Genomic DNA, 26,874 nt, shown 5'->3' with positions numbered 1-26,874 from the left:
CTGTTTAGGGATTCAAAATACTCGTAGGTACTTTTGCACTTACGAGTCTTTAAAGCTATTTTCGGCCATCAAAGAACGCCCTGCGACCCGACCAAAAAAGGAGCCTGGGCCCAAGCTCATACCACTGGCATAGGCTTTTCCCGATTGGGGAATGTGAGCCGCACAGGCGCCCGCAGCAAAGAGCCCTTGCACGGGCACGCCGTGAATATCCACCACTTGTGCACGCTCATTAGTTTTTAGACCTCCGAGGGTCATAAACAGATAAATTGATCGAGAAAAGGAAATATCAAAAACAGCATAAGGCCCTTTATCCAGCGGCTTAACCCAATCTGGATGTTTATAAAACTCCGGATCTTCGCCTTTATTCGCCGCGTCATTATAAGAAGTCATGGTGGCGACCAAAGCGCCCTCCGGCATTTCCAGCGCCCGCTCCATCTCAGCGATACTTTCAAATCCATCGATCAATTCGTGACGCGCGGTTTCTATTTCCGGATAAGCGAATATTTCCTCGTCGACAATTAAAAATGCCCGCTGTCCGGGCTGTTCGCTGATAAAGGACGCGGTTCGTCCATGGTAGCTGTCCTCAGCAACGAAGCGACGACCATTCCCATTGACGATGATCCCCTTGATTAACTGTCCCGGCGGATAGATCGAAGCGGTCGCGATAAACTCATTCATTGCCGCTGTAGAGCCGCCGGCCATCTCACCGACGACAATGCCCGCACCATCCGTGTAAGACGTCCCCAATGGCTCGGCCGTCGGGCTCAAGGTGGTCAGTTTTTCTTCCACCATTTCTGTATTCATGGCGAAACCACCCGTCGCCAGCATCACGCCCCGCTTGGCTTCAACATAGCGAGTTTCGCCGTCTTGCTGAAATTTAACGCCGGTCACACGGCCATGGTCATCCAGCAATAGGCCGGTCATCTTGGCATCGTAACTGGCCCGTACGCCCTCCTCTTCACAGCGGGCCAACAGTGGTTGCATCGCGGCTAAACCGGTACTTTCCCCTTCACCAGTCACCTGGTGACCTCGCGGGGCGGGCTTGGCCAGCTCGCGATAGGGCCAGACCTTTTCGTTGCCGGTACTCAGCAAGCCTTCCGTAGACAGCAGAAACACCGCCTTATCTTTATAGCAACTGCGCTCAAAGGGAACCCCCTGCGCTTCGAGCCAGTTGAAATGATCGACATTATTGTCACAGTAAGATTTGATCATGGAGGCGTTTTCCGTTCCCATGGACGCCACCATAAACCGATACATATTCTGAGCATCGTCTTCATAGCCACAGGCGTTTTGAACGTCGGTTCCGCCGCCGAGATAAAAGATGCCTGATGACAGTGCACTGGCACCACCGCCGGCACTGGCCCGCTCAATAACCAAAACGTCGCCGCCAGCTCGACGAGCTTCCAACGCAGCACAAGCTCCGGCAATTCCATAGCCGACCACCACGACGTCCGCGCTATCAGCAAAATGACTGACGCTGGAAAATTTTTCGATTGTGAGAGAATTCATCCTGATCTACCCCCGCTCTATAGCGCTCAAATTGATTAAGCCTGAGAACCGCCGTCCATTACTGACTCGACTTCGTCGAGCCAATAAAACGTATTTTTTTTGCGATCAAACAACTTCTCTTCGTCTTCCGCGATTTCCGCGGCAATGGCTGGCGCTGAAAGGGACTGCATCGTCGCCTCGAAGGTTGCACGATCCGGATACCATATTTCGAGAATGACATCGCATACCGGTTCTGCGATAAGCCCAGTAATCGCATCTGGAAAACCGGTGGTGTAACGACGCATGTATTTAAGCGCACGTCCTCGAAGATATTTTTCCCCGATGACCCGATGGTAAGTCTCGTAATACTCGCGAAACGCCTCACTGGTTAAACCCGACTTACGCTTGAGTAAACCAACCATTTTGAACATTAATGAATTCCCCAGAGCTGGTTAGCGAGTGAGTTTCACCAATTGCTTGCCGAAATTCTTACCGGAAAACAGCCCGGCCAAAACGTCCGGACAAGACTCCAGGCCTTCAACGATATCTTCCTTAACGCTGATTTTTTTATCTTCAACCCAGGCTTGCAGTTCTTCTAGCGCTGACTCGTACCGATCAACATAATCCAGCACCAGAAACCCTTCCATGCGAGAGCGTCTAATAACGAGCTGCATGTATTGCTCGGGCCCAGGAGGCAAATCGGTACCCGTGTAACCGCTGGATATCCCGCCGCAGAGAACCACTCTTGCTTTAAGAGCCAGATTTCCTAAAACAGCGTCGAGAATGTCACCACCGACATTGTCGAAAAAGACATTGACCGAATTTCTACAAAGTGCTTTTAGAGCTTTTGAGACATCACCGTCACGATAGTCAATCGCTTCATCGAAACCCAGCTCATCTTTAATCCAGCGACACTTGGCTTCACCTCCGGCAATCCCAATCACACGACAGCCTTTCAGTTTTGCAATCTGTCCGGCGACGGATCCGGTCGCTCCAGCCGCACCACTAATGACAACGGTATCTCCTTCCTTCGGCTGGCCAATATCCAACATCCCAAAGTAAGCGGTCAGACCGGTTAAACCAAAAATATCCAACGGATAGGTTTCAGGGACACCATCAGCAATCTCTTTGATCGGAAAAATCAGCTCGCTGCCATTGCCTTGATAATATTCTTGCCAACCGAAGCCTCCCTGAACCCGCATTCCGCTCGTCCACTGGGGATGTTTCGACTCGATGATTTCACCAACGCCGACTGCCCGCATGACCTCACCGATTTCCACAGCCGGAATATAACTGGGCACATCATTGAGCCAGCCCCGTTGCGCGGGCTCAAAGGAGAGGTAATTAACTTTGACACGAACATCACCATCCTTAAGTGGGGTAAGCTCCGATTCCACTAACGTAAAATGATCGCGCGTGACCTGCTTATGAGGTCGCTCTTTTAGCAGTAACTGACGATTGAGCACCCTTTTATCCTCTGATTAATGTTCTAACTTGAAGGCGAGAAACGCATTGCCTGGCATATAAGGATTAAAGAAATATCCCGAGTTCACAAACATCATACTGCCAGTTAACAATGCTGATGCTCCACCTTCCAATGCGCCACCTTTTACGGTTACACCATTAACGCTTTCAAAGCGCTGAGCCGTATCAAACTTCCAAATGACCTTGCCAGTCGCTGCATCATGTAAGCGCAGAAAGCCATCCAGGCTACCGGCCAGTACTAATTCATCCGTTGCCACGATAGCCGCACCGTTACCCGGCATGCAGTATTCTTTTTGCCCACAAACTCCAGTCTCCGCTTGCCACTGCCATTGGTACTCGCCGGTATCTATATCGAGCGCAAAAACTCCTGGATTCGGCGTCCTCGCTTTATGATGACGGGCTGCCTGTGCATCGGAAATAGGAACAAATACCGATTGATCATTCGCCGCCATACCAAAGTGAATGCCTCCAACAATGCCCCCTTGACTGACTTGCCGTTTCCAAACCATTTCACCCGTCGCTGCATCGAGCGCCCAAACAATACCGGATTTCTGTCCGGCAACGACCAAGTCATCGCCTTGGGAATTCGTCACCAACAACGGCGGAGCACCAAAATCGTAATCCGGCCCTGGTACCTCCGGACAGTTGGCTGTCGTTGCCGACTCACAAGCGGCATTCCAAATATCATCTGTTGTGGCTTGGAACACCCAATTGATCGCTCCACTGTCCAGATCCATCGCCATGATCGCATCGCTGGTTGAGGTTGCCGGTGCAGAATAATTTTCACCCGTGCCGATCAGTAATTGATTCCTTTTTGGATCAATGGCAGGACTGTTCCAGATTGGCGCCCCCGAAGGCCCCATCTGCTGAGCCCCAGCACTATTGACGGCCTGGGGTTGTGGTTTCTGGGGAATAGTTGAGGTGCGCCAGAGCAGCTCGCCCGTCTCAGCCTCCAAGGCAACCACTGCGCCTTGAAAAGTACAACAGGCGTAATTCGGGTCGACCGCCGATAAAACTTCCAGAGAAGAGATGGGCACGTAGAGAACGTCATTGTATAAGGTCGGCGAGCCAGTAATGGTGGCATTGGGGTGCGTGTCCGGCCGCAATTGCCAATGCAGCTCACCGGTTACGGCATCTATCCGATACACATTGCCTAAATAATCGCCAAAGTACAGAGACGGATGATGCTCGGGTGACGGCGCTTCCCACGCGGATAGAACAATCGCCGTACGGACTTCTGCACGGGCGCGGAAAATCCAGCGTACACAGCCAGACTCTTTATCCAGAGCGAACACTCGCCCGTCCTGACTTCCTACAAAAACGGCACCCCCACCGCTTGCCGGGTGCGATCTGGCTCTTACCGCATCAGGGAATCCAAACGCCCAGGCAAGCTTTAAATTCGCGACATTGACCGGCGTTAAGTCTGTGGCCTGTGGTGTAAATTTACGGCGATTATCAAGATCGACACCCCAACCGCTAGCCGTGGGAAAATCCTGCCAATCGAATACTTGCTTGCTCACCGCGCAGCGAGGAAATAATGTTTCTTCATCTTTAAGGGTTAATGTCGCGCCGGTCAGAAACTCTGCGACATCCTTCTTATCACCCAATGACAGATGGGGAACTCGTGGCGCCATCACACCTTCCGTCAACGCATGATAGATTGCCGAGGGCGACATGAAACCCAGCATACTGCGTGTCGGCGCTTTCGGTACGCCAGTCTCATGGCAATTCGCACAAACGGTTTGATAGATGCGTGCGCCGTTCGCCACACGAGAATTTGCAGCAGACGCGCTCGGAGTCGCCTGACTTTGCCAACTGGCTAAAACGACCAACAGTACGCTAAACCATTTGGAAAAAAATGCCATTTTTTTGGAGCAACGCGTAGCGCTCTTTAACGCGTAAGAAATACAAGAAGTGCGATTTTTCGGGGTTATCATTATCTTTATCGCAACCAACATACAGACCTAAGTTCGAACATGTCTAAAAAAGGCCCACCCCATAATGGGGTGGGTTTAATGCCAAGCGTTAAAAACGATAGGTTACCTCTGCGCCGAATTCCCGCGGCGGCCTGGTCGTTGCGAACTTCCACAGAGAACCATTGTTAGCACTGCCGACTGTCGGACGATTCGGCGTAACCACATAATCATGGGAATAAGCGTCTTCGTCGGTTAAATTGCGGCCAAAAAGAGCAAAGGTCCAGTTTTCAAGATCGTAACTCAGAGAAGAATCCAGCAGGCCGAAAGCTTCAATGGCCGTACCGGGATGGTTGGTCAATGTCGATTCGTAATCATCGCGCCAGCTGTAGCCTAATCGCCACATCAATGTCCCTTCGCCAACTTGAAAATCCATGATCGATTGTAACGAATAGGTTAATTCTGGTGCTCGACGGAGCTGCAAATTGGTTTCGTCAGCGACGATACCGTCACCGTAGATATCCGCAACAAAATCGATATACTCCGCGTCCAGATAGCCCATGTTGCCATTAATTCGCCAAAAATCGGCCAACAGCAGCTGCATCTCCAATTCTGCCCCATTAAATTCCGCCTCCCCCACGTTTTGAATCGCCAGCTGATTGCCGTTCGCGACATTTTCGGCCGGCAGAGAGACCTCAATCTGCATATCTTCATAAGTCATATGAAATACAGTGGCATTTAGACGCAGACGACCGTCCCAAAGCGTCGACTTCATGCCTAACTCCCAATTGATGAGCGTCTCTGGGCCGAACCCTTCGGCTAAAATGTCTGCCGTCGATGCCCGGGGCGAAAAGCCACCACTGCGAAACCCCTTCGAGTTGGTGAAATAAACCATCAAATCTTCCGAAAAGTGATAGCGTGCACCCCAGCGATAGATCAAATCATTGTCGGATCTTTCACCACCGGCATTAGGACCAGCGATCAACGTGTTGCTGGGCACATCGGTAACGTCACGATCCATGCGTTTGGTTTCATAGATGTATCTCGCTCCCAGGGTCCACACCAGCTTTTCATCAAGCATTCGATAATCACCTTCCGCAAACACAGAATGGGATTCACTACTGGTGGTGGTATCCTCGTAAGGCGTCCAAGTATCCGTAAAAACCTGAGACAATTGATAAGACGTGGCCTCAGCATTGGACGAGAAAACGCCCGCCTGCCAGGTCAACGAATCACCGGCATCGCGAGTTAATCGCAATTCGTTGGTAATCTGACGGTAGTCTCCCCAACGGCGCACGTGATAGAGAACCTGGTCGATACCATCCATATCAACTTCGTAGAGATCGTCGGCCGTTAACCAACTACCAATGTAGGTGAGAGTGTGGTCATCGGTAATGTCCGCGTTCAGTTCTGTGATCAGCTGGTGCTTTTCAAGCCCAACATCGCCAATATAATCCGCATAATTTTTATGTCGATCACCACCAATAGGATTACCTAAGGTTCCGCCACACTCGTAACCATAGGCGATATAAAGATTACAAAAAGTATCCCGCTCATCGGTGGACGTTGGCATCAAGCCAGCCGCCTTGCCCTCCATATTGCTGTAGTTATATTGGAATTCGCCGCGGAAAATATCACTGGGTTGCCACAGAAAGTGTACTCCGGCGCTATTTGTATCGCGCTTATTCATGTCGCCGCCAACGCGACTCTTATCGTAGCCTTCCCCCTGGTTAAGGGAACTCGCCGTCAGCTTAACCGCCCAATCATCACGACCGTAGTTCACCAATAGATCGACATCAGCCTTCTCGTAATCACCCACGCGAGCTCTGACTTTACCACTGGCCTCATCTAGTATGGGTTTACTGCGGATGATGTTGACGAGCCCTCCAACCACATTTTTACCGAATAAGGTTCCCTGTGGTCCCCGCAGAACTTCGATGCGGTCAATGTCGATCAAATCAAAGACGTTTCCAACGCCTGTTGCGATGGGCACACTATCAACAGCAATCAATACCGTGGGGTCGAAGGCTTTTTCAACATCTTGGTAGCTAATTCCACGAATTGAAAAGCCACCCCCAGAGGGTGACCCTGCTTCGATGTTGTCCATAATGACATTGGGTGCAAACTGCGAAATCGATGTGACATCCAACGTGAACGCACTCGCAACATCGGCACCAGAAACCGCAGAAACGGCAACAGGGACATCCTGTACACCTTCCTCGCGCTTGCGAGCCGTAACGACGACCTCCTCTAACGACATCTCTGCAGAAATTGCTGTGCTTACCGGCATCAAACTAGCCGATAGGCTTGACACAATTCCAACAGTCAACAGGCGTCTTTTTCTATGAGTGACTTCCATGGTACTTCCTTAACACGATGACGGATTCGTCAGACAACACGAGCGAGTCACTGTCAGCCTAATCCGCTCCTGAGCAATTTGTACGTTCAGTTACCAATCGGCTGCTGTATCGAGCTTGCGTGAATGCGCATACGGCGCGGTTATTGCCCAGAGCAAGCGCGGCAATTTTCTCGACCGTAAGTCGGAGAAATCTATTCTCCGTATAAAACCTGAAAGCTTCGTTTTACAAACAGCCACTGACCATCGACTTTTTCGAGAACGTCATCGTACTGACCACGGGGACGTAACTCAGTACCGTCACCCAGTTTTGCCACCTCAGACGTATAACAGCGTGCTGTTGCAGAATGACCATCGATGTGAATAGCGCCAATGGACTGTGACATAAAGGCAAAAGGAAAGAGCTCCATAGATTCAAGCCACGACTGGACAATTGCCCCTTTGCCGATAACTTCCTCTTTTCCAGGAACCACAGGTAAATTCCACACGGCGTCCTCAGCCCAGGTGCTGCCCCAAATCTCTGCGTCTCTTTGGTTGACACCATCAGAATAAGTATCGACCAGTTCGCGAATGGCGAGGCGGTCTTCATAGGATCCAGTAAATGCCATCGTTTTTATTCTCCTCGGCTGGGAATGCTCTCTCAGGAGCATCATTGTGTGCGACCTGAGCGATACCCTTAAACATGTCTTATTGTTTTAAAATTATCGATGAAGACATCGACTGGAGCAACCAGAGAGCTCCTGGTTTACCCCACACAAAGGGATGGCTTTAACGACCTAAGCCACTGATTACCCTAAAAACTGATAGCTTTTATCTTCGCGTCCGCGACAGCCTTGAAAGCTAAACGCTGTATAGCTGGCGCTGTTCCAAGGTGTCTCTGCGGAGTGGTCCAACGCCCAGTCAATAACGAAGGATCTGTGGCTGAAACGCCACTCGCCAGCACGTCGCTCATAGCGATCCAAATAACGACCGCCCACTGACTGCTCACTGGTGCCTTCCTCCAGCACCACGGAAACCGCAGCAACGACCTGCACCTCTCCCACGGCAGAATTTCCATCAATCTGATACAAGGTGTTCCCGATATTATGAAAACAGCGGGTCATCCCGGGATTTGGCTGAGTGATAACATCGGCATATTCCGTGGCTGAGCCGATAAATAAGCCAACATCAACGCTGGCATCGTCGTGCCAAAGCGTTTTCATTAATGGCGTATCCTGCCGGTCTACCGCGCGACAGTATTTCACACTCAACTCATACAGAGCTTGCTTTGACAGTAATATTTCCAGCGCTTGGTCTAACGTCTCCATAGATGCCTCTCTGTCTAAAAATTAAATCCAACTTCCACCGCTACCGTACGCCGCGGCCCATTCGACATGAAATTCATTACCCCCGGAGCGTAAAACCCCGATGCGCGATACTCTTCATCCGTAAGGTTTTTGCCTCGCAGCGCTATCGACCATTTTTCATTGGCTTGCGTCCATCGTACACTGGCATCCAGTAAGTCCAGCGTATCAATATGACCCACAGGCGCGTTACGGGTATCGGTTTCTCGCTCACTGGTATGCATCCAGACCATGTTGAGCGTCGTGAATCCCGGTCCCAAATCAAACTCGTAAGAAGCGCCAAGAGACGACTGTATTTCTGGCGCATTACGTAATGACAAGCCACTGGCATCTTCCTGGCCGTTCGCCTGATTGGCATCCAAATCGAACAAGAAATCTTCATAGGAAGCATCCAGATAACTGAAGGTTCCGTTTAAGGTCAGTCCCTCTACGGGAATGTAGACGACTTCAAGTTCGGCACCGGAGATCTCGGCAGACGCGGCGTTTTCAACACGAGTTACCGGTGTCGCCCCAACGTAGACGAGTTGATCCACCTGTAAGTCTTGATAATCGTTATAGAAGAGCGCAACGTTTGTTCTGAGGCTTCCCTCCAGCCAATCGGCTTTAATGCCCAGCTCCCAGGTATCAACTTCCTCCGGATCGTATGGCCCAATATCATCAGGAAAAGTAATACGGGCGTTAAAACCGCCGGATTTAAAGCCTCTCGCCTGGTAGCCATACAGCATCATGTCTTCGGACAAATTCCAATCGAAACCCAGGCGCCAGCCTAGATTTTCCCAATGCTCTTCACCGCTGGCCGTCGTAACGCCTATTGACAGATTAGAGATCAAGGTTTCATTGCGAACATCCAGCTCTTTTTCCTGCCACGTGTAACGGAGGCCCGCCTGCAGCCTGAAATCTTCTGTGACGTGCCAATATCCTTGAGCAAAACCAGAATAGGCGTGGTCGTCCTGATCGGTATCCAGGAGGAGAACCATCTCTGGCGCGAAGCCATTGGCGCCCGTCCAGGAGTCGAGTTTCCAATTCTGGTAAAAGTAATAAAAACCGGTCGTCAATTCAGTAGACTCAGTGGGGCTGGTATTCAGGCGAATTTCCTGCGACATCTGCTTGTTATCTGTCACCCGTAACGTATTGAAGAGGTCTTCTGGAGTGCCATCTTGATCCGTCCACTCGTCGAGCGTAAATCCGCGAACGTTAGTGATTGATACCAATTCCATGCTGTCCAGCCCCCAATTCATGGTCAAAGTACCGCCATCAATATCGTAGTCTGAAAAATCATTGAACTGGCTAGAAGTATGAAAATTCACCTCATCAAGTGGGGTCGAGTACTCAGGAACATACAGCGCCATTCCCGGTTCAGAGCCGTTGATCACTGTGGGCGAATCGTTACGACCACGACCATATTCCCACTGCAGCGTTGCATCAAAAGTGTCACTGGGTGAAAATTTTAAATATCCGCGGGCCGACAAAACATCCTGCCCCCCCAGATCTCCCCCTGTTTCATAGTCCTCATAAAAGCCATCGAAAGATTTAGACATAACCGCCAGTTTACTGGTTAGTGTCTCACTAAACGGCATCTCAACAGCAGCAGCGATATCTCGTCGACCGTAATTCCCAAACGTAACCTTAGACGTTCCGCCAAACTCTCCTGTTGGCTGCTTGGTAATGACGTTAACAACGCCACCTATGGTATTCGCCCCAAACAACGTGCCCTGCGGCCCCCTGAGAATCTCCACCCGCTCGATATCAAACATATCCAACAACGCAGTGGTGTTACTGCCTTGATAGACGCCATCGACGACCACACCGACAGAGGGATCAATAAAACCATCCGCTTCCTGTACCCCGATACCTCGGATGCTAATGGCCGCGGTCATGCTCGCATTAACGACATTAGTGACAACTAAACTGGGCACACTGCCGCTGATGTCGCGCAAATCGGCAGCGAAGGTTCGCTCCAGCATGTTGCCCGTCATAGCTGTTACAGCGACGGGCGTATCCTGAAGGCTCTCTTCACGCTTCTGCGCCGTAACAACCACCTCCTCTAAAGATCCCGACATCCGTGATGTTTGAGCATTCGCCCCTGTCGAAATAAGTGCTGACAACAATGTGAATCCATAGATATTTGCGCGTGCGCAAATGTTTGATTGCAGACTGATCCTGGTCGATCTCATGAGAACTCCCGATGTTTTCTTTATTGTTTTATGACATTGGCGTGCAAAGTAGCTTTGCAGAAAATCAGTACTAATGAGGACGGTTTAGCCGCCACTTAGAATTTCTTAAAAACATACATGTTTGTTCTTATACAAGCAATGTGATTCGGCATTTTTTAAAACATCGTTCTAAATTCGTGCACCCCAGATATCCAACTGAAACCATAAGTAACATTTTTGACGGTGAAGGTAACACTCACGGCAAAGATCCGTAATAGGCAAAGCAACAAACATACATTTATGTTTGTTTTTTCTAAAGTCGAATGCTATCGTCATTGCCTGCAATGCTTCACATCGATAAACATAATTATATGGGGAAGACCGGATGGCCAACGGCAACCAACAGGTCGCTCAGCCGGGCACGCATCGCTGTCCCGGTAGCAGCACCAGAGATATTATCGCGTCAGATGTGGGTGGCGCGCCGAATCATGTTCTCGACGAGTCCTACGAATTTCGCGGTGATGGCGACATCAGCTTTGACCGCTACACCTCTCAAGACTTCTTTAATCATGAAGTTGACGCTGTCTGGATGAAAGCCTGGCAATGGGCATGTCGCGAAGACGACATCCCTGAACCGGGTGACTATTTCGTCTACGACATCTGCGATAAATCCGTACTGATTGTCAGAACCGAACAAGGTTCAATTAACGCCTATGCGAACGCATGCCTGCACCGAGGTACGCAATTAAAACCCCCTGCCAGTGCTGGCAATTCGAAACAGTTGCGCTGCCCTTTCCATGGCTTTACCTGGTCCCTAGAGGGAAAATTGACAGACGTTCCCTGTGACTGGGATTTTCCCCACATCAACACCGAGGACTTCTGCTTGCCCCAACTGCAGGTGGACTTGTGGGGAGGCTTTGTGTTCATCAATTTTGATCAGAATGCCATGCCGCTTATGGATTTTCTCGGCGTTCTTCCGGATCATTTTTCAAACTGGAAGCTTGATGAAAAATTTACGGCACTTCACGTTCGCAAAATGCTACCCGCGAACTGGAAAGCCTGCCTGGAAGCCTTTTTGGAATCCTATCATGTATTAGAAACCCACCCGCAGGGCGTACCAACCGTCGGCGACGCCAACACTCAATATGACATCTACGGCGATCACATATCCCGCTTCGTGCATTTGGTGGGCTTTCCCAGCCCTCATCTAAAAACCCAACAATCAGAGCAAGAAACTCTGAATGCGCTGATGGCTGAGGGAGTGGTTGAAGGCGTTCAAGGCAATGGGCTTACCGTACCGGACGGAAAAAAAGCTCGCGAAGTCTTTGCCGATTATTTAAAAGACACGCTAGGCACCGCATACGGAAAAGATTTTAGCCATCTGACGATTACCGAAACCATTGACGCCATTGAATACTGCGTCTTTCCAAATACCTGTCTTTTTCCAACGCTGTTATTTCCTATGGTGTATCGCTTCAGGCCAAATGGCATGGATCCAGACTCCACCATCTTTGATCTTCTCTATTTACAACCTGTGTCTGACAATGGAGAACACCCAGACCCACCGGAACCCATCGAACTCGACTATACCCAATCCTTCCACGACGTACCCGGTTTTGACCCGGGGCTGGCGACCATCTATGACCAGGATACCGGTAATCTGATGGCACAACAGAGAGGGTTTAAGGCGAGCCTTAAGCCGGGACAAACTCTGGGCAACTATCAGGAAATCCGCATCCGTCAGCTCCATCAAACCATCGATAAGTATCTCGATAAACGCACACTTCGTGAGGCTTCGAAATGATACGGGGCGTACATCATGTGGCCATTTCCACCCCGGATATCGCCCGCTTACTGACGTTCTATCGGGATGTCTTTGGGTTTCGTGTTCTCAACCAATCAGAATGGCCGCGCGGCATCGCCGCCATCAACCAAGTTCTAGGGCTGACCGAAACCGCAGGAAAACAAGCAATGCTCAAGCTGAACAATCTCTGCTTGGAATTGTTTGAATTTTCCATTCCAGAACCCGCGACAATGGACCCGCATCGACCAGTCTGTAATCACGGACATACACATTTGTGTCTTGATGTAGTCGATATTGACAGCGTCTACCAAACTCTGCGCGCGAAAGGCGTAAGCTTTCACAGTGAGCCTCAGGACTTCGGCAGCTGTAAAGCCACCTACGGGAGAGATCCAGACGGAAATGTCTTTGAGATCCAAGAACTGATGGATCAGCAGGACCCATTACAGGTAGCGGCCACCCCCTAAATCTATCTTTAAATACCGGTAGAAACCCTAAAAATAATAGACAACCAAAGGAACCGACAGGAGTTTCAAAATGAATCAAGCGATTCCCGAATCTGTCCTCGATAGAAACCTCGACCACCCAATAAAGCACCCAGATCCTGAGCTGCGCGGCGACGCAGTAACCGCAGATCGTTATATCGACAATGAGTACGCCCGCAAGGAATGGCGTAAGGTCTGGATGCGTACCTGGAACTTGGCAGGAATGGCGTATCACGTACAAGAACCCGGAGACTACATTACCGTTGATCTCGCCCACGAATCCATTATTTGCGTGTGCGGCGACGACGGCGAAGTGCGGGCGTTTTATAACAGCTGCCCCCACCGTGGAACCCGGATTACAGAAGCGGAAGAAGGATTCGCCGAGAAATTTTCATGCCCCTACCACGGTTGGCAATTCAATGCCTTCGGCGAGACCATTCACGTACCCAATGAAGAAGATTTTCCCCAGGGAAGCCCTTGTGGCAAAACACACCTCAAAGAAATTCACTGCGAAATTAAATTTGGTCTTGTCTGGATTAATATGGACGAGAATTGTATCTCGCTAGAAGAATTTCTCGGTCCAGATATTGTTCAGGAATTGAATTCCTATCAAATAGAAAAAATGCTGCGCGTACTGAACATGACAGCAGACAGTCCCTGTAATTGGAAAATCATTACAGATAACTTTAATGAAGCCTATCATGTTCAAGTACTGCACCCAGGACTCATACCCTATATTGAAGCGAATTATAAAGCTTGCCAGTTCGACCTTTTACCAGAAGGGCACAATCGCGGCTGGTTTCCGTCACACAACCCTTCGGTACTTCACAAAGAGGATAAAATCGGAGACCACCTGGCGGCGATTATGAAAATGTGGGATCTGGATCCCGACGACTACGAGGGTGACAGCAAGCGCCCCCTTATTCGAAAAGCCATTCAGGATGCTAAAAGGGAGCTCGGTGAATCCAAGGGCTTTAACCATTACAAAGACTATGCGAACTATCAATTCACGGATTACGTGATCTACAACATCTTTCCAAACTCGGTGATCACTGTCGGCCCAGACGGCGTGCAATTACTGCGTCCTCGTCCCCACCCTTCCGGAGATCCCGGCCGTTGTCTGTTTGACCATTGGTGGATGGTTCAGAAAATCGACGGCCAAGACACAACGCCCTCCCCAGCCGGAGGTCCGGATTTGCCGGTAGAGGATGCGGAGCATGATGTCATTATGTACGGCGAAAAAAGCCTGGGACGCACTGCCGATGAAGATTTAAGCATCGCTAAAATGCAACAGCAAGGTCTCGCTTCAGCAGGTTTTCAGAATTACTATCTAACGCACCAGGAAAGACGCGTTCAAAGATTCCACGAGGTTCTGAACGATTATATGTCTAAGGATTGACAAACAAACGCCTTCGGCACAAGGACGTACCGAAGAATATAGATTTTTTTGGGAAGCTCAACTGGCGGTGTTGTGACGATAACGGGCACAGGCGCGTGTCGGTGATTTACAGCTCTACCACACGTCCGGAAACTTTTTCCAAAGACATATCGTATATCTGCCATCCACACTCTTCACTAAAACGGACGCTGTCGTGATAAGTGCCAATAAAAATATCCAATACTCGACCAGGCGCGTCATGCCAAGCCTGAAGATAACTGGTCATGTGCGCATGGCCACCGCTGCCGGAGCTGTCGGGCAGTTGGAGGCCTGAAACAATCTGAGTGCCGATCAAATGCTGGGTATGCGTGAATACCGATAGCGCCTGTGCGGCCACGTCAACCCAGGCATCCGGACCTACGACTGAAAATACCGTTTTACCATTTTCCGTTGCCGCAATTCTGGCATCGTCGGTAAAAATCTGCCGATAAATGTCCCGACCAAGATGGATACTCTCTTCGGTATTTTTTCCGATCAGATCCGTCGCCCGTGCATAATGACGCCTCAGGTATTCAATGGTTTGACGGGCGAGAAATTCGTCCGATGGTGATGGCCTATTCGGCATATCTCTACCTCCAATATTGTCTCTTATCGTTATTGTCGAATGGTAGTAACCGCTCCTATCAATAAGCTTGAGACTGACCACCATCAATAGGAATAATGGCACCGTTTATAAAGGGCGCTTCTTGCGACAGTAAATAGCATACTAACGAGGCAACCTCTTCAGGGCGTCCGAAGCGCCGCGTGGGGTTTACACTGACGAATTGACGTCCCACTTCCTCCCAACCATCTTCGCCACCAATTTGCTTCAAAGAACCCTTCACCATGTCAGTCATAACAGCGCCTGGCGCTACTGCATTGATGCTGACACCAAACTGCCCATATTCAATGGCAGCATCTTTGGTCATACCGGCGACAGCATGCTTGCTCGCACCGTAACCGACCTGATTAGGCACAGCTCGGATCCCCCCGACTGAGGATACATTCACAATAGAGCCCGAGCCCTGCTGTTTTAAATAGGGTAAGGTGTGCTTCAAACCGTAAAAAACACCTTTCAAATTAATGTCGATCACTCGGTCAAATTCTTCAGACCCATAGTCAGCTACGGGGTTCTGCTTACCTTCGACACCAGCGTTATTGTAGAGGCCATCAATACGTCCAAATTCCGTAACAGCGGTATCGACAAAGTGTTTAACATTGTCTTCTTTAGCCACGTTCGCGACGATCAGACTGCATTTTGCTTGCGGTGCACAGGCTCTGATTTCGGTTAAGGTTTGCTCCAGACTACTCATGCTGACATCACTGAGGGCCAACGACGCCCCCTCTTGAGCCAGCCGCACCGCCACTGCACGGCCAAGACCTGCACCTGCTCCAGTTATCAAAATAACCTTGCTTTGAAATCTCTGTTCCATGGTATATTTCACCCTTATTCTACTGTTATAAAACGTCCGAGTTTGGTTCGACACGCATCATCAATTTATGCCAAACCCACCGTCCACCGTGAACTCACTCCCCGTTATAAAACTTGCCTCATCAGACGCGAGATAGGTCGCCATGGCGGCAATCTCCTCCGGCTCGCCAATTCGCCCCAGTGGACGCATATCTTTGTAACTTTGCATTAAGGCTTCACCCTCATCGACCTGAGCGATGACTTTCTCTAGCATGGCAGTACGTATAACACCTGGGTGTATGGTGTTCGCACGAATCTTATACCCGCGTTTGGCACAATGCAGAGCAATAGACTTCGTCATCATAACTACACCCGCCTTTGCCGCGTTATAGGCAACCAGCTCGGCTTGAGGCTTGAAGGAAGACACAGAGGCTATATTGATGATCGCGCCACCGTTTACCTTCATAAAAGGCAACATGGCGCGACACCCCAGAAAAGGGCCGGTTACATCTACATCCAGAGTTTTTTTCCAAGCCTCCAACGAAATCTCTTCGATATCTCCCATCAGGGTTATCCCTGCATTGTTAACGAGGATATCCAGTTGACCGAAAGTTTCATCAACCAATTCCGCCATGGATGACCAATCTGACAGCTCAGACACATCCAGCTTGGCAGTGATCACTGGATCAGAATCACGAATCCCTCGGTAAAGATCAACATCTGGTGCCTCAATATCTGTGCATAGGACCTTAGCCCCTTCTTTCATAAAACGGCAGGCGATGGCATACCCCAAACCTGAGGCGGCGCCGGTAACCAATGCCGTTTTACCCCGCAATTTTCCAGAAACCGTTTCGCCCATAACCGCTTTTTTCCAAAAAACAATCGCTTGGTCAATTCACAACCACGACAGCTTCAACGTTAAACTGAACCGCAGGCCTAGGCCCCCATCATCTCGTCGTTAGTGGGCGTACGCCGCAATGACTGACCACCAGTGATATCGATCACCTGTCCAGTAATAAAGGCTTCGTCAGAAGCCAACCAAAGCGCTGCGTTCGCAATATCGTCCACCGTCACCAAACGACCGAGGGGAATCTCTTTTAAAAAGGCGTTAATGACCGAATCGTATTGAAAATAATCTTCTGTCATCGCTGAACGCGTAAACCCCGGCGCAATCGAATTTACACGAATACCTCGCGCCCCATATTCCACCGCGGCAATGCGCACCATTTGGTCGACGCCACGCTTTGTTCCTGCGTAGGCCGCTAGTCCTTCTGGAGCGACCAAGCCCGTCAATGTCGACGTGGTCATCATCGCACCACCGTCGGTCATCACCTTACCCATCTGTTTAAAAAACAGCGCCGTCCCGACAAAATGTACATCACAAATCTGCTGCAGATCTGCTTTGGTCATATCTGCAATAGCACCTGCCGCATTCATTCCGGCATAGTTAATCGCCGCATCGAGCTTACCGAAATTCTCAATGGCGACCTGCGCTAGGCGCTCCAGGTCTTCCTCAGAGGTGATATCACAACCGACCGCAATACCACCGGTTTCTTCAGCAATTGCCTTCAGTTTATCTTCACGACGTGCAGCAAGGACCAACTTGGCGCCCTCTTTTGCAAACCGTCGTGCGGTGGCCGCCCCCATACTCTTCTCTTCTGAAGCTCCCAGAATGACGACAACCTTATCCTGTAATCTACCCATAGCGACAATTCCAAATTAATGAATTTAGTAAACGGACACCTTTTACCAGAACCCAAAATCATCCGTTTTTACGATGCCCAAACGACCTTGTTACGAAAAAGAAAAATAATTCGAAGCCGACTAGGGGACGACCAAGCCACCATCAACAACCAATTCTGCACCCGTTACATAGCTGGAATCCTCGGAGGCAAGAAATAGCACGCAGGATGCGACTTCTTCGGGCTTGCCCATTCTTCCCAAAGGAATAGACTCATTTAATATGTCGTATTGTTCCGGATTATACTTGATGGCTTCTTGCTGAATATTGGTCCAAATAACTCCGGGATGAACAGAATTGCAGCGGATATTTGAGCGCGCATTTTCCATCGCCGTCGTTTTCGTGAACAAACGTACGCCGGCTTTGCTCGCCGCGTAAGCGCCTGCGCCGGGAATGCCAACAAGCCCTGCAACAGACGACATATTGATAATCGAGCCGCCACCGCCTTCACGCAACAATGGCAATGCGTATTTTGTTCCCAGAAAGACACTGGTCATATTGATGTGCATTTGCCGCTCATACTCGGACAAGGTCATATCATCGATGGTGCGCAGAATCGCGATACCGGCATTGTTCACCAAAATGTCCAACTGCCCGTATTCCGAACGACACAGGTCCACCGCCGCTTGCCAATCGGCTTCAACACCAACATCCTGCCGCAGAGTAACCACCGTTGCTCCAAGCTCTGCCACTTCTGCAGCGCAAGCTTCTAAGCCCTGGGTATCAATATCCGATAACACCAAGCGGGCTCCTTCGGAAGCAAACCGCAGCGCAATAGAGCGTCCCAGTCCAGGATTCGATGCTGCCCCTGTAATTAATGCCACTTTATTTGCTAAACGAGCCATAACCGTTCCTCATTATCGTTATTTTCACGTAATCGGTTCGTCGCTCACCGACCAGAACCTACACCGACGAGAATCTACGCCGACAAGATGCCAGAAAAGACGATCAGGCGCCCTGCCCTGATGGATAGGGTTTTGCTAAAACGCCGCCATCCACATACATTTGATGGCCTGTCATAAAACTGGATTCGTCAGTGGCCAGAAAAAACACCGCATTCGCAACTTCATCCACCGTGGCGATACGATTCAAGGGCTGCATGCCGGCATATACTTTTTCCAGCGCGGCGGGATCTTCCGCGCTATCAAGATATTGTTGTAACAAAGGTGTATAGGTGGCCGCAGGATGAAGAGAGTTACAGCGAATCTGGTACCCCATTTCACCGCAATGAAGCGCAACGGTTTTGGTCACTGCGTCTTGCGCCGCTTTGGCTGCACCATAACAGGTAAATAATGGCCCTGGGCGTATACTCTCTACCGATGAGATATTAACGATGCTACCACCACTGGCTTTCTTCATGCTGGCAATCGCCGCCTGGCACCCTAAGAAGGCACCTTCGCCGTGAACCTTCATATGCTCACGCCAGTCTTCGAGTGACGCATCTTCAATACTCGCCGGTCTAGACATGCCAGCAGACTGCACCAGGATATCAAGGGGGCCGGCGCACTCCTCGACCTCTGCGATTGCCTGTTGCCACTGCTCCTCTGATGTGACATTTAGACGTAAAAATGACACGGATTCTCCCAGAGTTTCGGCCAGAGCCTGACCTTTTTCTGTGTTGATATCCGCAATAAAAACTCGAGCCCCTTCACGAGCAAAACGGGCAACAATACCCGCGCCGATGCCGTCGGCGCCGCCGGTTACCACGGCAACTTTGTTGTTTAAACCTGCCATTTTCTTCTCCCGATTTTTATCATTATTTATCGCGTTTGACTCGTGTCAGAAAACGCCACGAATCAAAGTCGACTGGACTTAAATCAGTGCACCGCCGTCGACAGTCAACACATGGCCAGTACAAAAACTGCTATCATCAGACGCTAAATACAGCATCGCTTCGGCGACTTCGGCCGCTTTTCCATAGCGTCTCATCGGCGTTTGATCCGCAACCCGACTGCGATAAAAGTCGCTTCTTCCCGGAGCCAAACCTTCACCAATAGCACTCATCATTCGTGACTCAATAGGGCCTGGAGCCACGGCATTGACCCGAATATTGTGGCGACTGCACTCCAACGCCGCCGACTTCATCATGCCTAAAACCGCATGCTTACTGGTATTGTAAGGGACCATTCCCGCGGCTCCCCGTAAGCCTGCCACCGACGAGGTTATGACAATACTTCCGCGACCTGCGGAGGTCATCACAGATATCACGGCACTCAGGCAATTCCAAACACCGACAACATTAACGGCCAGTACCTGTTTTAAATCAGCAACCGGTATTTTGACCATTGGTCCCATCGGGCCTTCAATACCGGCGTTGGCCAGAAGAATATCGATCGAACCAAACTTCGCGAGCGTCACGCGGACCAATTCATTGACCGATGTTTCCGATGTGACGTCCACCGGCACATAGACCAAGCGATCTCGCCAATGGGAGTCATCCAATATTGCGCAGTTTTCTGGCTTTTTAAGATCTCCGCAGACGACGTATGCGCCTTCTTGCAAAAAACGCTCAACTGCGGCCAACCCGAGTTCACCACAGCCTCCAGTGATGACGACAACTTTGTTCATCAGGCGCATTGTGTTATCTCAACCGCTACTTTTTTTAGGAAATCTCACCGGCTCTGCGTATCGCATCAGTCATTTCATGGGCACGGGGGTTGCGGCGCAGACAAAGCCCACCATTCACTTGAAGATTCTCACCGGTCATGAAGCACTCATCACTTGCTAAAAACACCGCCGCAGCGGCAATGTCATCACTGGTTCCGATTCTCCCCAGGGGATAGCACTGACGAAACTCTTCAACGAGCGCAGCACTTTGCATGGCATCTTGTGTCATTGGCGATTGAGTCAACCCCGGAGAAATACTGTTCGCTCGAATCCCCTGCTCCCCATACTCGTTGGCAATCGTACGGATGACATGATCAAACCCTGCTTTGGTGCCCATATATGACGCGTGGTTATCGAGCATGATGGTTGCGGTTGCAGACGAAATTTGAATGATGGAACCACCGCCGTGACGAGACATGGCATTGACCAATGCTTGCGACCAAAGAAATGGCCCTTTAAATTGAAGGTTGATGATTTTATCAAGATCGTCTTCGCTGTGTTCCGTCAGCGGAACCAGCAATCCCCAGCCCGTTGCATTTAGCGCGATATCAATACGACCGTATTTGTCGACAATGCCATCCACCATCTGTGAAATATCAGACTTGCGGGTGATGTCGCAGAGAATGTAATCGCCACCAATTTCGCTGGCGATTTTTTTGAGAGAGGATTCATTGCGCCCGGAAACAACAACGGTAGCACCTTCAGCCGCGAAACGACGCGCGATCACTTGGCCCATGTTGTCTTCACCGGCAGCGCCAAGAACGGAAGCCACCTTGCCTTTTAAACGACCCATTTGACACCTCGGTTTGAATTGTGCGATGTTTCTCGCCGTTATTTTTATAAAACAATCGTGTCTGTTTGAGTCTGAAGGAAGCACTGCATAATAGCAAGTGGCTTCTTTCTCCCTCGATGTTTATAAGGCTCTGAGTCAGTAGTAAATCACTGCTGACAATTCACCAGCACCACAGGGAATTACTATGATAAAAGCCCAACAGGTCGTTCTTGCAAAGCGCCCACAAGGTCCAATGAACCCTTCGGATTTCGCGCTAAAATCCGTTGAACTACCACCACTCAAGCAAAATCAATTTTTAATTAAAAATAAAATCCTATCCCTTGATGCGGGTTTTCGTCAGTGGATGAATGCTGGAGCGTCAGACAACTACCTTACAGAAATGCCATTGGGCAGCGCCGTACAAAGTATTATTCTCGGCGATGTCGTTGAATCAAATAATCCCAACTACCCAGCAGGTACCTGTGTTGTCGGTCGCACCGCGTGGGAAAGTCACAGCATTGCGGATGGCTCTGACTTGATGACAAAAATTGATACCAGTGCAGACGTTCCACCAGAGCACTATCTGTCGGCATTGGGGCCCTCTGGAATGACAGCCTACTTTGGTTTACGGCGCATCGGTCAGCCAAAGGCCGGTGATGTGCTCTTGGTCAGCGCTGCCGCTGGAGGCGTCGGCAGCTTGGTTGGCCAGTTGGGTAAAGTATTTGGCTGCACAACCATCGGTATCAGCAGCTCAACAGAAAAGTGTGACTGGCTAACAACTCAAATGGGGTATGACCACGTCATCAACTACCGCCAACAACCCAGCCTTTCGGAGCAAATCCAAGCGATTGCCCCCGAGGGAGTCGACATCTATTTTGATAACGTTGGTGGATCCATGCTCGACACGGTTATGTCACACCTGGCTCTGAACGCCAGAATCGTTTTGTGCGGTGCCATATCTCAGTATGAGACAGATGATACGCCTGGTATTAAAAATATGTGGGAACTCATTACCAAACGAGCACGTGCTGAAGGCTTTATGTTTTCAGACTATGTCGATGAATACGAGCAGGCTTCTGCCGAGCTTGCCACCTGGATCGCCGAAGGGAAGCTAACCAGCCCCATCAATCGCAGTCATGGTATTGAAAGCACCGGTCAAGCATTTTGCGATATGCTCGCCGGTAAAAATATGGGCAAAAGCTTGGTCCTATTGGACGCTTAATACTCGACCTTGTTAAGGTAGCAATCGTTTCACGCTCTCTGCAGTACGTAGAGAGCGTCTGTCCGGATACCGGATTACTACACAGAAATCATCCGCAAACTGCAGGCTTTCGCCACCGCGTGCGTGCGGTTGGAAGCATCCAGTTTCGCCGTCGCATTACGCAAATGAAAGCGACAGGTATTTTTTGACCGGCCAATAATCAGCGCAATCTCTTCTTCCGTTTTTCCCCTGCCAGCCCAAGTTAAACATTCCAGCTCCCTGACGGTGAGGCGCGGCGCTTGATCTTGTGGTGGTAGATAGCGAGGTTTTGCCGCCAACTCCTCGTAGCGCTGAAAAAAGTGATGTGACATCAACAACAAAAGATCGCCATCGCGCTGGTAGAAATGCCTTGCACCGGCTTCACTGTCAGACATCCAGGTAATATAACCTGTCCTGCCACCTGCACGATGAATCGGCACGGTAACTCCGGCAGACGTAAACGAACGAAGGTATTGCAATGTCTTGCGTTCACGAGCCGGCATAACATCGCGAAACCACGTGCTGACACCTGTGGTGTCCCAGAAGAATGGGGCTGAACGTGATCGACAGACTTGCGCCACCGGGCAGGACAGTGCCATACGGCGCTCTTCCCACTCCTCCAGAGATTCTGCCGACCAGCCCATGGTCTCAGCGAGATAATCTCCGTTTTCGTCCTGAGCGAGCTCAGTGGAGGTGGTATCGGCATTAAAGGCGACGCGGGACCAGCCCAGCTGCGCCGCAACCTGAGCGAGGATTTCTCCAGATTCGGCCAGAGAGTTTCCTGCGAGAGAGTCTTTAAAGTTATTCAAGATGGATGTTGTCATCATCGGTTACCTGCAGATTACATTGTTATAGTCTTTGCTCAGAATGAGACTCCCCAACCGGGGCCAATTCATTCTGATATTCTGCTGCTGTATCGTTGGCATAAAGGGTACTGCCACATCGTGTGTTTAGTTTATTGTTGCTTTGATTTACCTCCTCAATATTAGAGATTGCTTGCAGAGGGGAGAAATTCCCATCCTGCTCCGGCCATTTCGCCTGCTGATAAAGTAACTCTACACTATCCGCTAGGTAGGCAAGGATCGGCTGCTCTCGTATGCTGCAATTCGGTTGTGCAAATCGCGTGACCATACCCGTGAGCACAAACTGTACAAGATCGTTCGCGGTTTCCAGAATATCAGTATTCCGCCAGTGGGGAAAAACCTTGCGCATCAAGGCGGAAAACTGTGATTCATACACGTCCACTAAAGGCACCAATGCCTGCTGTAAGCTGGCGTCTGTTCGCGATGCCAGGACGACCTCCTGAAGCGCGATGGCGGATGGCATCTGCACATATTGCCACGCTGCTTGTATCGAGGCCTCAATCGTCGACCGATTGATGTCAGCCCTTGCGAGATCGACATTCGCCATAAGCTCTCGATACTCGGCCAACCGCCTATCCTGGATGAGCGCTATGGTCGCTTCTATCAGGCTCGCTCGACAGGGGAAATGGTGCATCATAGCGCCCCTGGAAACCTTTGCATGGTTGGCAATCAAACTGGTCGTCGTACGGGAATAACCCCAGCGTACAATACAGTCAATTGCGGCGCTGAGAATACTCTTGCGGGTAATCGCACTCTTCTCCGCCTGCCATGATTCTGACATAGTCATCCTATCAGCATTTTTGCCGCAACCGACACCCACAGACTGCTTTTTTAAATCAGGCCTAGCAACCTCTGGCAAGTTCGCCTGCCGACGCCTTCTGCGCGAGCTTCGAGGATGCTTTAAATATTAATCCTTTGACATTCATGAATACACTGCGGTCTGGCAAACCCTATGAAGCAAGCGAGATTCATCGAGACTGCATAGATCGATTTATGGCCTGCTTGATGTACAGTGTATTCATTGCAACGTCCACTGCCGTCAGCCCAATCGAATCGAGTGTCCCGCATCAACCGTGTACACACCGCCACTCATATACGTTGAGGCATCGCTGGCCAATAAAAACAACTGCCCATCCAACTCTTCAAGCTGCCCTAAACGCGCCAGTGGCAATTTGGCAACGTCCGCTTTGCCGGCCTCCGTTTCGTAGTAGTCAGCAGTCATTTCTGTATCAAAATACCCAGGCGCAATGGCATTAACACGAATGCCGTGGGGCGCCAGCTCCTGAGCCATGCAGCGCGTCAGCATGTTTACTGCAGCCTTGGACGCACTGTAGTGTGTCAAACCGGGAAACGATCGCTCACCGCAAATTGAAGAGGTGCTCACGATACTGCCTTTAATACCCGCGCCAACCATACGCTGTGCGGCTTCCTGAGCCATGTTCCAAACGCCTTTGATGTTGACACTCATGACGTGATCCCAGTTTTCTTCTGGCATTTCAAGAAACGGCTGACCGCCCGTCGCGCCTGCGTTACAAACAACTACTTCAGGCACTGAAAAGACTTCTTCTGCGGCCTCGAAGGCGGCTTTGACCGACGCTCTATCCGTAACATCGAGATCAACGGCGACACTTTTACCGCCCGCACTCGCGATTTTATCAACCAGTGCTTGTAATCGGTCTGCCCGGCGAGCGCCGCAAACCACGTGCGCACCAGCCGCAGCCAAAGATTCAGCAAAATGAGCACCGATACCACTGGACGCCCCGCTGATAAAAATAACCTTGCCATCCACAGAAAATCGATTTTTATTCACTGCACAGGTTCCTTATATTCTTATCGTATTGAATGCACCGGAGCGAATCGCTCCGGCCCTGTTGTCAGAATTGGATACGCTTGGTAAAACAACCGTCAATCACAATGTTCGCACCGCTTGTCGACCCGGTAATTGGGCTCATTAAAAATACGACCTGCGTTGCCACTTCCGCAGCCGTCGCCATCCGCCCCATCGGAATAGCTGCCACGGTACTGTCATAGACTTCTGGCATGGCCTGCTTAATTTGATCCCAAGCGCCACCATCAATAAATACTGGACCGGGACTCACGGCATTGACACGAATCCCCTTCGGCGCCAGATCAATCGCCAGATTGCCGGTGTAATTCAACAGCGCCGCCTTCATTGCGCCATAGGGCACTGCGCCGGCAAATGCTTCGAGGGCTGCCGTGGATGAAATAGCAACGATCGAACCACAAGAAGATTTTTCCAGATAAGGTACAACGGCATTAACCGCTTTCCAGGTCGCCAATAAATCCGTCTCGAAATTGCTCCGCCAACCCGATTCTTCTGCGTCGGCACCACCCGCACTGACATTTGAAACAAAGCCATCAACGCCGCCAAACGCTTCGGAACAATGGGATATCCACGATTCCAGTGAAGCACTATCGGTAACATCGACAACCTCGCCGCACACTTTTACGCCCAGCGCTTCAAGCTTGGCAACCGTTGCCGTCACATCATCTTGATTGCGTGCACAGATGCCGACATTGGCGCCTTCTTTAGCAAGTGTCGTGGCAATTTCAAGCCCAATACCTTTGGTAGAACCGGTCACTAATACCGACTTACCTGTTAATTGCAGATCCATAGGGTTCTCCTGTTGTTATAAGGTTGGCAGCTTACGCGCAGTAGCGTTGAAACGCCTGTAGGTGATAATCGCGGCTGCCCAATAGAGTTTCAATCATCGTCAATCGCTTAAAGTAATGCCCCACGTTGAGCTCATCGGTCACGCCGATGCCCCCGTGTAGCTGAATTGCATTCTGACCGACGTAGCGGCCGGCTTTTCCTATTCTGGCCTTCAATGCAGCGAGCAGCTTGGCACTGTCGTCGGTCTTGTTATCAAAATTCCACGCGGCAGCCAGCAACAGTGATCGTGTTAACTCGACCTGCATAAACATATCAGCCATTCGATGTCGCAAAACCTGAAATTTCGAAATGGGTTGTCCGAATTGTTTACGCTGCTTGGTGTAATCGACCGTAGCTGCAACCAGAGCATCCATAGCACCGATTGCTTCTGCTCCAAGGGCGACAATGGATCTCGCGGTCATGACTCGAAGAAGCTCCAAACTATCGTTCGAATCACAAATGACCGCGTCTTCCCCAACGACGACGTTCGTAAACGACACATCGCTTGCATGACGATCATCGTAGGTGGGATAGTTACTGCGCCTAACGCCCGCTGCATCTTCAGCAACTAACAGCAAAAACAACTCATCTGGATTGTCGTCGGCAATTGCGGTAACGATAAATTGGTTGGCTGCCGGTCCGTTGTAGACCACTCTTTTGGTACCGTTGAGTTGAAAGCCATCTGCGGTTCTAGAGACCTTTGTGGTGATCTGTTGGCTGGTTGGCAATTCGCAACCGCGCTCTGAATAGGCCAGCGAGACCTGAGCACTCCCCTCCATCAGTTGCCCCAACAAAGCTTCTTGCCGTGGCGAGCGCCTACCCAATTCTAGCAAAGTACCCGCCATAACAACGCTCTCGAGATAAGGTTCAACCACGAGATAGCGCCCCATTGCTTCACTGAGCAGCATGATTTCCAGAGAACCGCCGCCAAAGCCTCCGACCTCTTCTGAAAATGGTAAGGCGAGCCAACCAAGCTCAGCGAACTGTTGCCACATATCAGAACTAAATCCACGACCAGATTTGACGACAGACTGCCGTTTTTCAAACTCGTAGTTGTCTCTTAAAAACTTCTCGGCGCTATCTCGCACCATCATTTGCTCGTCAGTAAAGGCGATATGCATAATC

Annotated in this window: 25 protein-coding genes; 4 read left to right on the top strand and 21 right to left on the bottom strand. The window is 50.3% G+C overall.

All coding sequences use genetic code 11. The features are described from left to right. Window positions 1-39: 39 nt before the first annotated feature. From ACXAFR_RS16035 to ACXAFR_RS16000, 8 genes are all read right to left on the bottom strand, one after another. Window positions 40-1,509 carry an FAD-dependent oxidoreductase gene (locus ACXAFR_RS16035; RefSeq protein ID WP_475178652.1) on the bottom strand — a complete coding sequence of 490 codons (1,470 nt, stop codon included), beginning with the start codon at window positions 1,507-1,509 and terminating at the stop codon, window positions 40-42. Between the two features lie 35 nt (window positions 1,510-1,544). After that, window positions 1,545-1,919, bottom strand: coding sequence for an EthD domain-containing protein (locus tag ACXAFR_RS16030; RefSeq protein ID WP_475178651.1), 375 nt, complete (start codon window positions 1,917-1,919; stop codon window positions 1,545-1,547). 21 nt (window positions 1,920-1,940) lie between these two features. Next, window positions 1,941-2,954: an NADP-dependent oxidoreductase gene (locus ACXAFR_RS16025; protein WP_475178650.1), complete on the bottom strand. Its 1,014-nt coding sequence runs from the start codon at window positions 2,952-2,954 to the stop codon at window positions 1,941-1,943. Between the two features lie 15 nt (window positions 2,955-2,969). Further along, the gene (locus ACXAFR_RS16020; protein ID WP_475178648.1) at window positions 2,970-4,838 is read right to left on the bottom strand and encodes an outer membrane protein assembly factor BamB family protein; all 1,869 of its coding nucleotides are present in this window, start codon (window positions 4,836-4,838) and stop codon (window positions 2,970-2,972) included. A 160-nt stretch (window positions 4,839-4,998) separates the two neighbouring features. Then, window positions 4,999-7,245 carry a TonB-dependent receptor gene (locus ACXAFR_RS16015; RefSeq protein WP_475178647.1) on the bottom strand — a complete coding sequence of 749 codons (2,247 nt, stop codon included), beginning with the start codon at window positions 7,243-7,245 and terminating at the stop codon, window positions 4,999-5,001. 191 nt (window positions 7,246-7,436) lie between these two features. Then, window positions 7,437-7,850: a nuclear transport factor 2 family protein gene (locus ACXAFR_RS16010; RefSeq protein ID WP_475178645.1), complete on the bottom strand. Its 414-nt coding sequence runs from the start codon at window positions 7,848-7,850 to the stop codon at window positions 7,437-7,439. 180 nt (window positions 7,851-8,030) lie between these two features. Continuing rightward, a complete protein-coding gene (locus tag ACXAFR_RS16005) occupies window positions 8,031-8,549 on the bottom strand; it encodes a nuclear transport factor 2 family protein (protein WP_475178643.1) in 519 nt (172 codons plus the stop codon). Window positions 8,550-8,563: 14 nt separating this feature from the next. After that, window positions 8,564-10,759, bottom strand: coding sequence for a TonB-dependent receptor (locus ACXAFR_RS16000; RefSeq protein WP_475178641.1), 2,196 nt, complete (start codon window positions 10,757-10,759; stop codon window positions 8,564-8,566). 364 nt (window positions 10,760-11,123) lie between these two features. Here ACXAFR_RS16000 and ACXAFR_RS15995 point away from each other — a divergent pair, with 364 nt between their 5' ends. From ACXAFR_RS15995 to ACXAFR_RS15985, 3 genes are all read left to right on the top strand, one after another. Further along, window positions 11,124-12,542, top strand: coding sequence for an aromatic ring-hydroxylating oxygenase subunit alpha (locus tag ACXAFR_RS15995; RefSeq protein ID WP_475178639.1), 1,419 nt, complete (start codon window positions 11,124-11,126; stop codon window positions 12,540-12,542). Next, window positions 12,539-13,006 carry a VOC family protein gene (locus ACXAFR_RS15990; RefSeq protein ID WP_475178638.1) on the top strand — a complete coding sequence of 156 codons (468 nt, stop codon included), beginning with the start codon at window positions 12,539-12,541 and terminating at the stop codon, window positions 13,004-13,006. The genes ACXAFR_RS15995 and ACXAFR_RS15990 overlap by 4 nt, the downstream gene beginning before the upstream one ends. 70 nt (window positions 13,007-13,076) lie before the next feature. Further along, window positions 13,077-14,423 (top strand): aromatic ring-hydroxylating oxygenase subunit alpha, encoded by a 1,347-nt coding sequence (locus ACXAFR_RS15985; protein ID WP_475178637.1) that lies wholly within the window; start codon window positions 13,077-13,079, stop codon window positions 14,421-14,423. A 106-nt stretch (window positions 14,424-14,529) separates the two neighbouring features. Here ACXAFR_RS15985 and ACXAFR_RS15980 read toward each other — a convergent pair whose 3' ends face one another. The 8 genes from ACXAFR_RS15980 to ACXAFR_RS15945 all read right to left on the bottom strand — a co-directional run bounded on the left by ACXAFR_RS15980 (window position 14,530) and on the right by ACXAFR_RS15945 (window position 20,993). Then, window positions 14,530-15,027 carry a nuclear transport factor 2 family protein gene (locus ACXAFR_RS15980; RefSeq protein WP_475178636.1) on the bottom strand — a complete coding sequence of 166 codons (498 nt, stop codon included), beginning with the start codon at window positions 15,025-15,027 and terminating at the stop codon, window positions 14,530-14,532. A 58-nt stretch (window positions 15,028-15,085) separates the two neighbouring features. Next, a complete protein-coding gene (locus ACXAFR_RS15975) occupies window positions 15,086-15,874 on the bottom strand; it encodes a glucose 1-dehydrogenase (RefSeq protein ID WP_475178634.1) in 789 nt (262 codons plus the stop codon). Between the two features lie 60 nt (window positions 15,875-15,934). After that, window positions 15,935-16,711, bottom strand: coding sequence for an SDR family NAD(P)-dependent oxidoreductase (locus ACXAFR_RS15970; protein WP_475178632.1), 777 nt, complete (start codon window positions 16,709-16,711; stop codon window positions 15,935-15,937). A gap of 77 nt (window positions 16,712-16,788) precedes the next feature. After that, the gene (locus ACXAFR_RS15965; protein ID WP_475178631.1) at window positions 16,789-17,556 is read right to left on the bottom strand and encodes an SDR family NAD(P)-dependent oxidoreductase; all 768 of its coding nucleotides are present in this window, start codon (window positions 17,554-17,556) and stop codon (window positions 16,789-16,791) included. A 120-nt stretch (window positions 17,557-17,676) separates the two neighbouring features. Continuing rightward, window positions 17,677-18,438 (bottom strand): SDR family NAD(P)-dependent oxidoreductase, encoded by a 762-nt coding sequence (locus tag ACXAFR_RS15960; RefSeq protein ID WP_475178629.1) that lies wholly within the window; start codon window positions 18,436-18,438, stop codon window positions 17,677-17,679. 103 nt (window positions 18,439-18,541) lie between these two features. Further along, window positions 18,542-19,327: an SDR family oxidoreductase gene (locus ACXAFR_RS15955; protein ID WP_475178627.1), complete on the bottom strand. Its 786-nt coding sequence runs from the start codon at window positions 19,325-19,327 to the stop codon at window positions 18,542-18,544. A 78-nt stretch (window positions 19,328-19,405) separates the two neighbouring features. Then, entirely contained in the window at window positions 19,406-20,170 is a 765-nt protein-coding gene (locus ACXAFR_RS15950; protein ID WP_475178626.1) for an SDR family NAD(P)-dependent oxidoreductase, read from the bottom strand. A 25-nt stretch (window positions 20,171-20,195) separates the two neighbouring features. Continuing rightward, window positions 20,196-20,993, bottom strand: a complete 798-nt coding sequence (locus tag ACXAFR_RS15945) for an SDR family NAD(P)-dependent oxidoreductase (protein ID WP_475178625.1) — start codon at window positions 20,991-20,993, stop codon at window positions 20,196-20,198. Window positions 20,994-21,177: 184 nt separating this feature from the next. Between ACXAFR_RS15945 and ACXAFR_RS15940 the strand changes: the two genes are divergently transcribed. After that, window positions 21,178-22,194, top strand: a complete 1,017-nt coding sequence (locus tag ACXAFR_RS15940; RefSeq protein WP_475178623.1) for an NADP-dependent oxidoreductase — start codon at window positions 21,178-21,180, stop codon at window positions 22,192-22,194. A gap of 77 nt (window positions 22,195-22,271) precedes the next feature. On the opposite strand, the gene ACXAFR_RS15935 is transcribed toward ACXAFR_RS15940, so the two are convergent. From ACXAFR_RS15935 to ACXAFR_RS15915, 5 genes are all read right to left on the bottom strand, one after another. Further along, a complete protein-coding gene (locus tag ACXAFR_RS15935) occupies window positions 22,272-23,036 on the bottom strand; it encodes a LuxR family transcriptional regulator (RefSeq protein ID WP_475178622.1) in 765 nt (254 codons plus the stop codon). A gap of 25 nt (window positions 23,037-23,061) precedes the next feature. Next, window positions 23,062-23,856 carry a TetR/AcrR family transcriptional regulator gene (locus ACXAFR_RS15930; RefSeq protein WP_475178621.1) on the bottom strand — a complete coding sequence of 265 codons (795 nt, stop codon included), beginning with the start codon at window positions 23,854-23,856 and terminating at the stop codon, window positions 23,062-23,064. 258 nt (window positions 23,857-24,114) lie between these two features. Beyond that, the gene (locus ACXAFR_RS15925; protein WP_475178620.1) at window positions 24,115-24,885 is read right to left on the bottom strand and encodes an SDR family NAD(P)-dependent oxidoreductase; all 771 of its coding nucleotides are present in this window, start codon (window positions 24,883-24,885) and stop codon (window positions 24,115-24,117) included. Between the two features lie 64 nt (window positions 24,886-24,949). Beyond that, window positions 24,950-25,711, bottom strand: coding sequence for an SDR family NAD(P)-dependent oxidoreductase (locus ACXAFR_RS15920; protein ID WP_475178618.1), 762 nt, complete (start codon window positions 25,709-25,711; stop codon window positions 24,950-24,952). 31 nt (window positions 25,712-25,742) lie between these two features. Beyond that, a complete protein-coding gene (locus ACXAFR_RS15915) occupies window positions 25,743-26,870 on the bottom strand; it encodes an acyl-CoA dehydrogenase family protein (RefSeq protein WP_475178617.1) in 1,128 nt (375 codons plus the stop codon). Between the last annotated feature and the right edge of the window lie 4 nt (window positions 26,871-26,874).

It is taken from the genome of Pseudomaricurvus sp. ABR4_320 (assembly GCF_056159445.1).
Note: the sequence above shows the minus strand (reverse complement) of the source record. Positions and strands in the feature narration are given on the sequence as shown.

Bases quoted from the DNA above. Each gene is read 5' to 3' on its own strand.
- ACXAFR_RS16035 (WP_475178652.1), bottom strand. From the start codon at position 1,509: ATGAATTCTCTCACAATCGAAAAATTTTCCAGCGTCAGTCATTTTGCT.
- ACXAFR_RS16030 (WP_475178651.1), bottom strand. From the start codon at position 1,919: ATGTTCAAAATGGTTGGTTTACTCAAGCGTAAGTCGGGTTTAACCAGT.
- ACXAFR_RS16020 (WP_475178648.1), bottom strand. From the start codon at position 4,838: ATGGCATTTTTTTCCAAATGGTTTAGCGTACTGTTGGTCGTTTTAGCC.
- ACXAFR_RS16015 (WP_475178647.1), bottom strand. From the start codon at position 7,245: ATGGAAGTCACTCATAGAAAAAGACGCCTGTTGACTGTTGGAATTGTG.
- ACXAFR_RS16010 (WP_475178645.1), bottom strand. From the start codon at position 7,850: ATGGCATTTACTGGATCCTATGAAGACCGCCTCGCCATTCGCGAACTG.
- ACXAFR_RS16005 (WP_475178643.1), bottom strand. From the start codon at position 8,549: ATGGAGACGTTAGACCAAGCGCTGGAAATATTACTGTCAAAGCAAGCT.
- ACXAFR_RS16000 (WP_475178641.1), bottom strand. From the start codon at position 10,759: ATGAGATCGACCAGGATCAGTCTGCAATCAAACATTTGCGCACGCGCA.
- ACXAFR_RS15995 (WP_475178639.1), top strand. From the start codon at position 11,124: ATGGCCAACGGCAACCAACAGGTCGCTCAGCCGGGCACGCATCGCTGT.
- ACXAFR_RS15990 (WP_475178638.1), top strand. From the start codon at position 12,539: ATGATACGGGGCGTACATCATGTGGCCATTTCCACCCCGGATATCGCC.
- ACXAFR_RS15985 (WP_475178637.1), top strand. From the start codon at position 13,077: ATGAATCAAGCGATTCCCGAATCTGTCCTCGATAGAAACCTCGACCAC.
- ACXAFR_RS15980 (WP_475178636.1), bottom strand. From the start codon at position 15,027: ATGCCGAATAGGCCATCACCATCGGACGAATTTCTCGCCCGTCAAACC.
- ACXAFR_RS15975 (WP_475178634.1), bottom strand. From the start codon at position 15,874: ATGGAACAGAGATTTCAAAGCAAGGTTATTTTGATAACTGGAGCAGGT.
- ACXAFR_RS15970 (WP_475178632.1), bottom strand. From the start codon at position 16,711: ATGGGCGAAACGGTTTCTGGAAAATTGCGGGGTAAAACGGCATTGGTT.
- ACXAFR_RS15965 (WP_475178631.1), bottom strand. From the start codon at position 17,556: ATGGGTAGATTACAGGATAAGGTTGTCGTCATTCTGGGAGCTTCAGAA.
- ACXAFR_RS15960 (WP_475178629.1), bottom strand. From the start codon at position 18,438: ATGGCTCGTTTAGCAAATAAAGTGGCATTAATTACAGGGGCAGCATCG.
- ACXAFR_RS15955 (WP_475178627.1), bottom strand. From the start codon at position 19,327: ATGGCAGGTTTAAACAACAAAGTTGCCGTGGTAACCGGCGGCGCCGAC.
- ACXAFR_RS15950 (WP_475178626.1), bottom strand. From the start codon at position 20,170: ATGCGCCTGATGAACAAAGTTGTCGTCATCACTGGAGGCTGTGGTGAA.
- ACXAFR_RS15945 (WP_475178625.1), bottom strand. From the start codon at position 20,993: ATGGGTCGTTTAAAAGGCAAGGTGGCTTCCGTTCTTGGCGCTGCCGGT.
- ACXAFR_RS15940 (WP_475178623.1), top strand. From the start codon at position 21,178: ATGATAAAAGCCCAACAGGTCGTTCTTGCAAAGCGCCCACAAGGTCCA.
- ACXAFR_RS15935 (WP_475178622.1), bottom strand. From the start codon at position 23,036: ATGACAACATCCATCTTGAATAACTTTAAAGACTCTCTCGCAGGAAAC.
- ACXAFR_RS15930 (WP_475178621.1), bottom strand. From the start codon at position 23,856: ATGTCAGAATCATGGCAGGCGGAGAAGAGTGCGATTACCCGCAAGAGT.
- ACXAFR_RS15920 (WP_475178618.1), bottom strand. From the start codon at position 25,711: ATGGATCTGCAATTAACAGGTAAGTCGGTATTAGTGACCGGTTCTACC.
- ACXAFR_RS15915 (WP_475178617.1), bottom strand. From the start codon at position 26,870: ATGCATATCGCCTTTACTGACGAGCAAATGATGGTGCGAGATAGCGCC.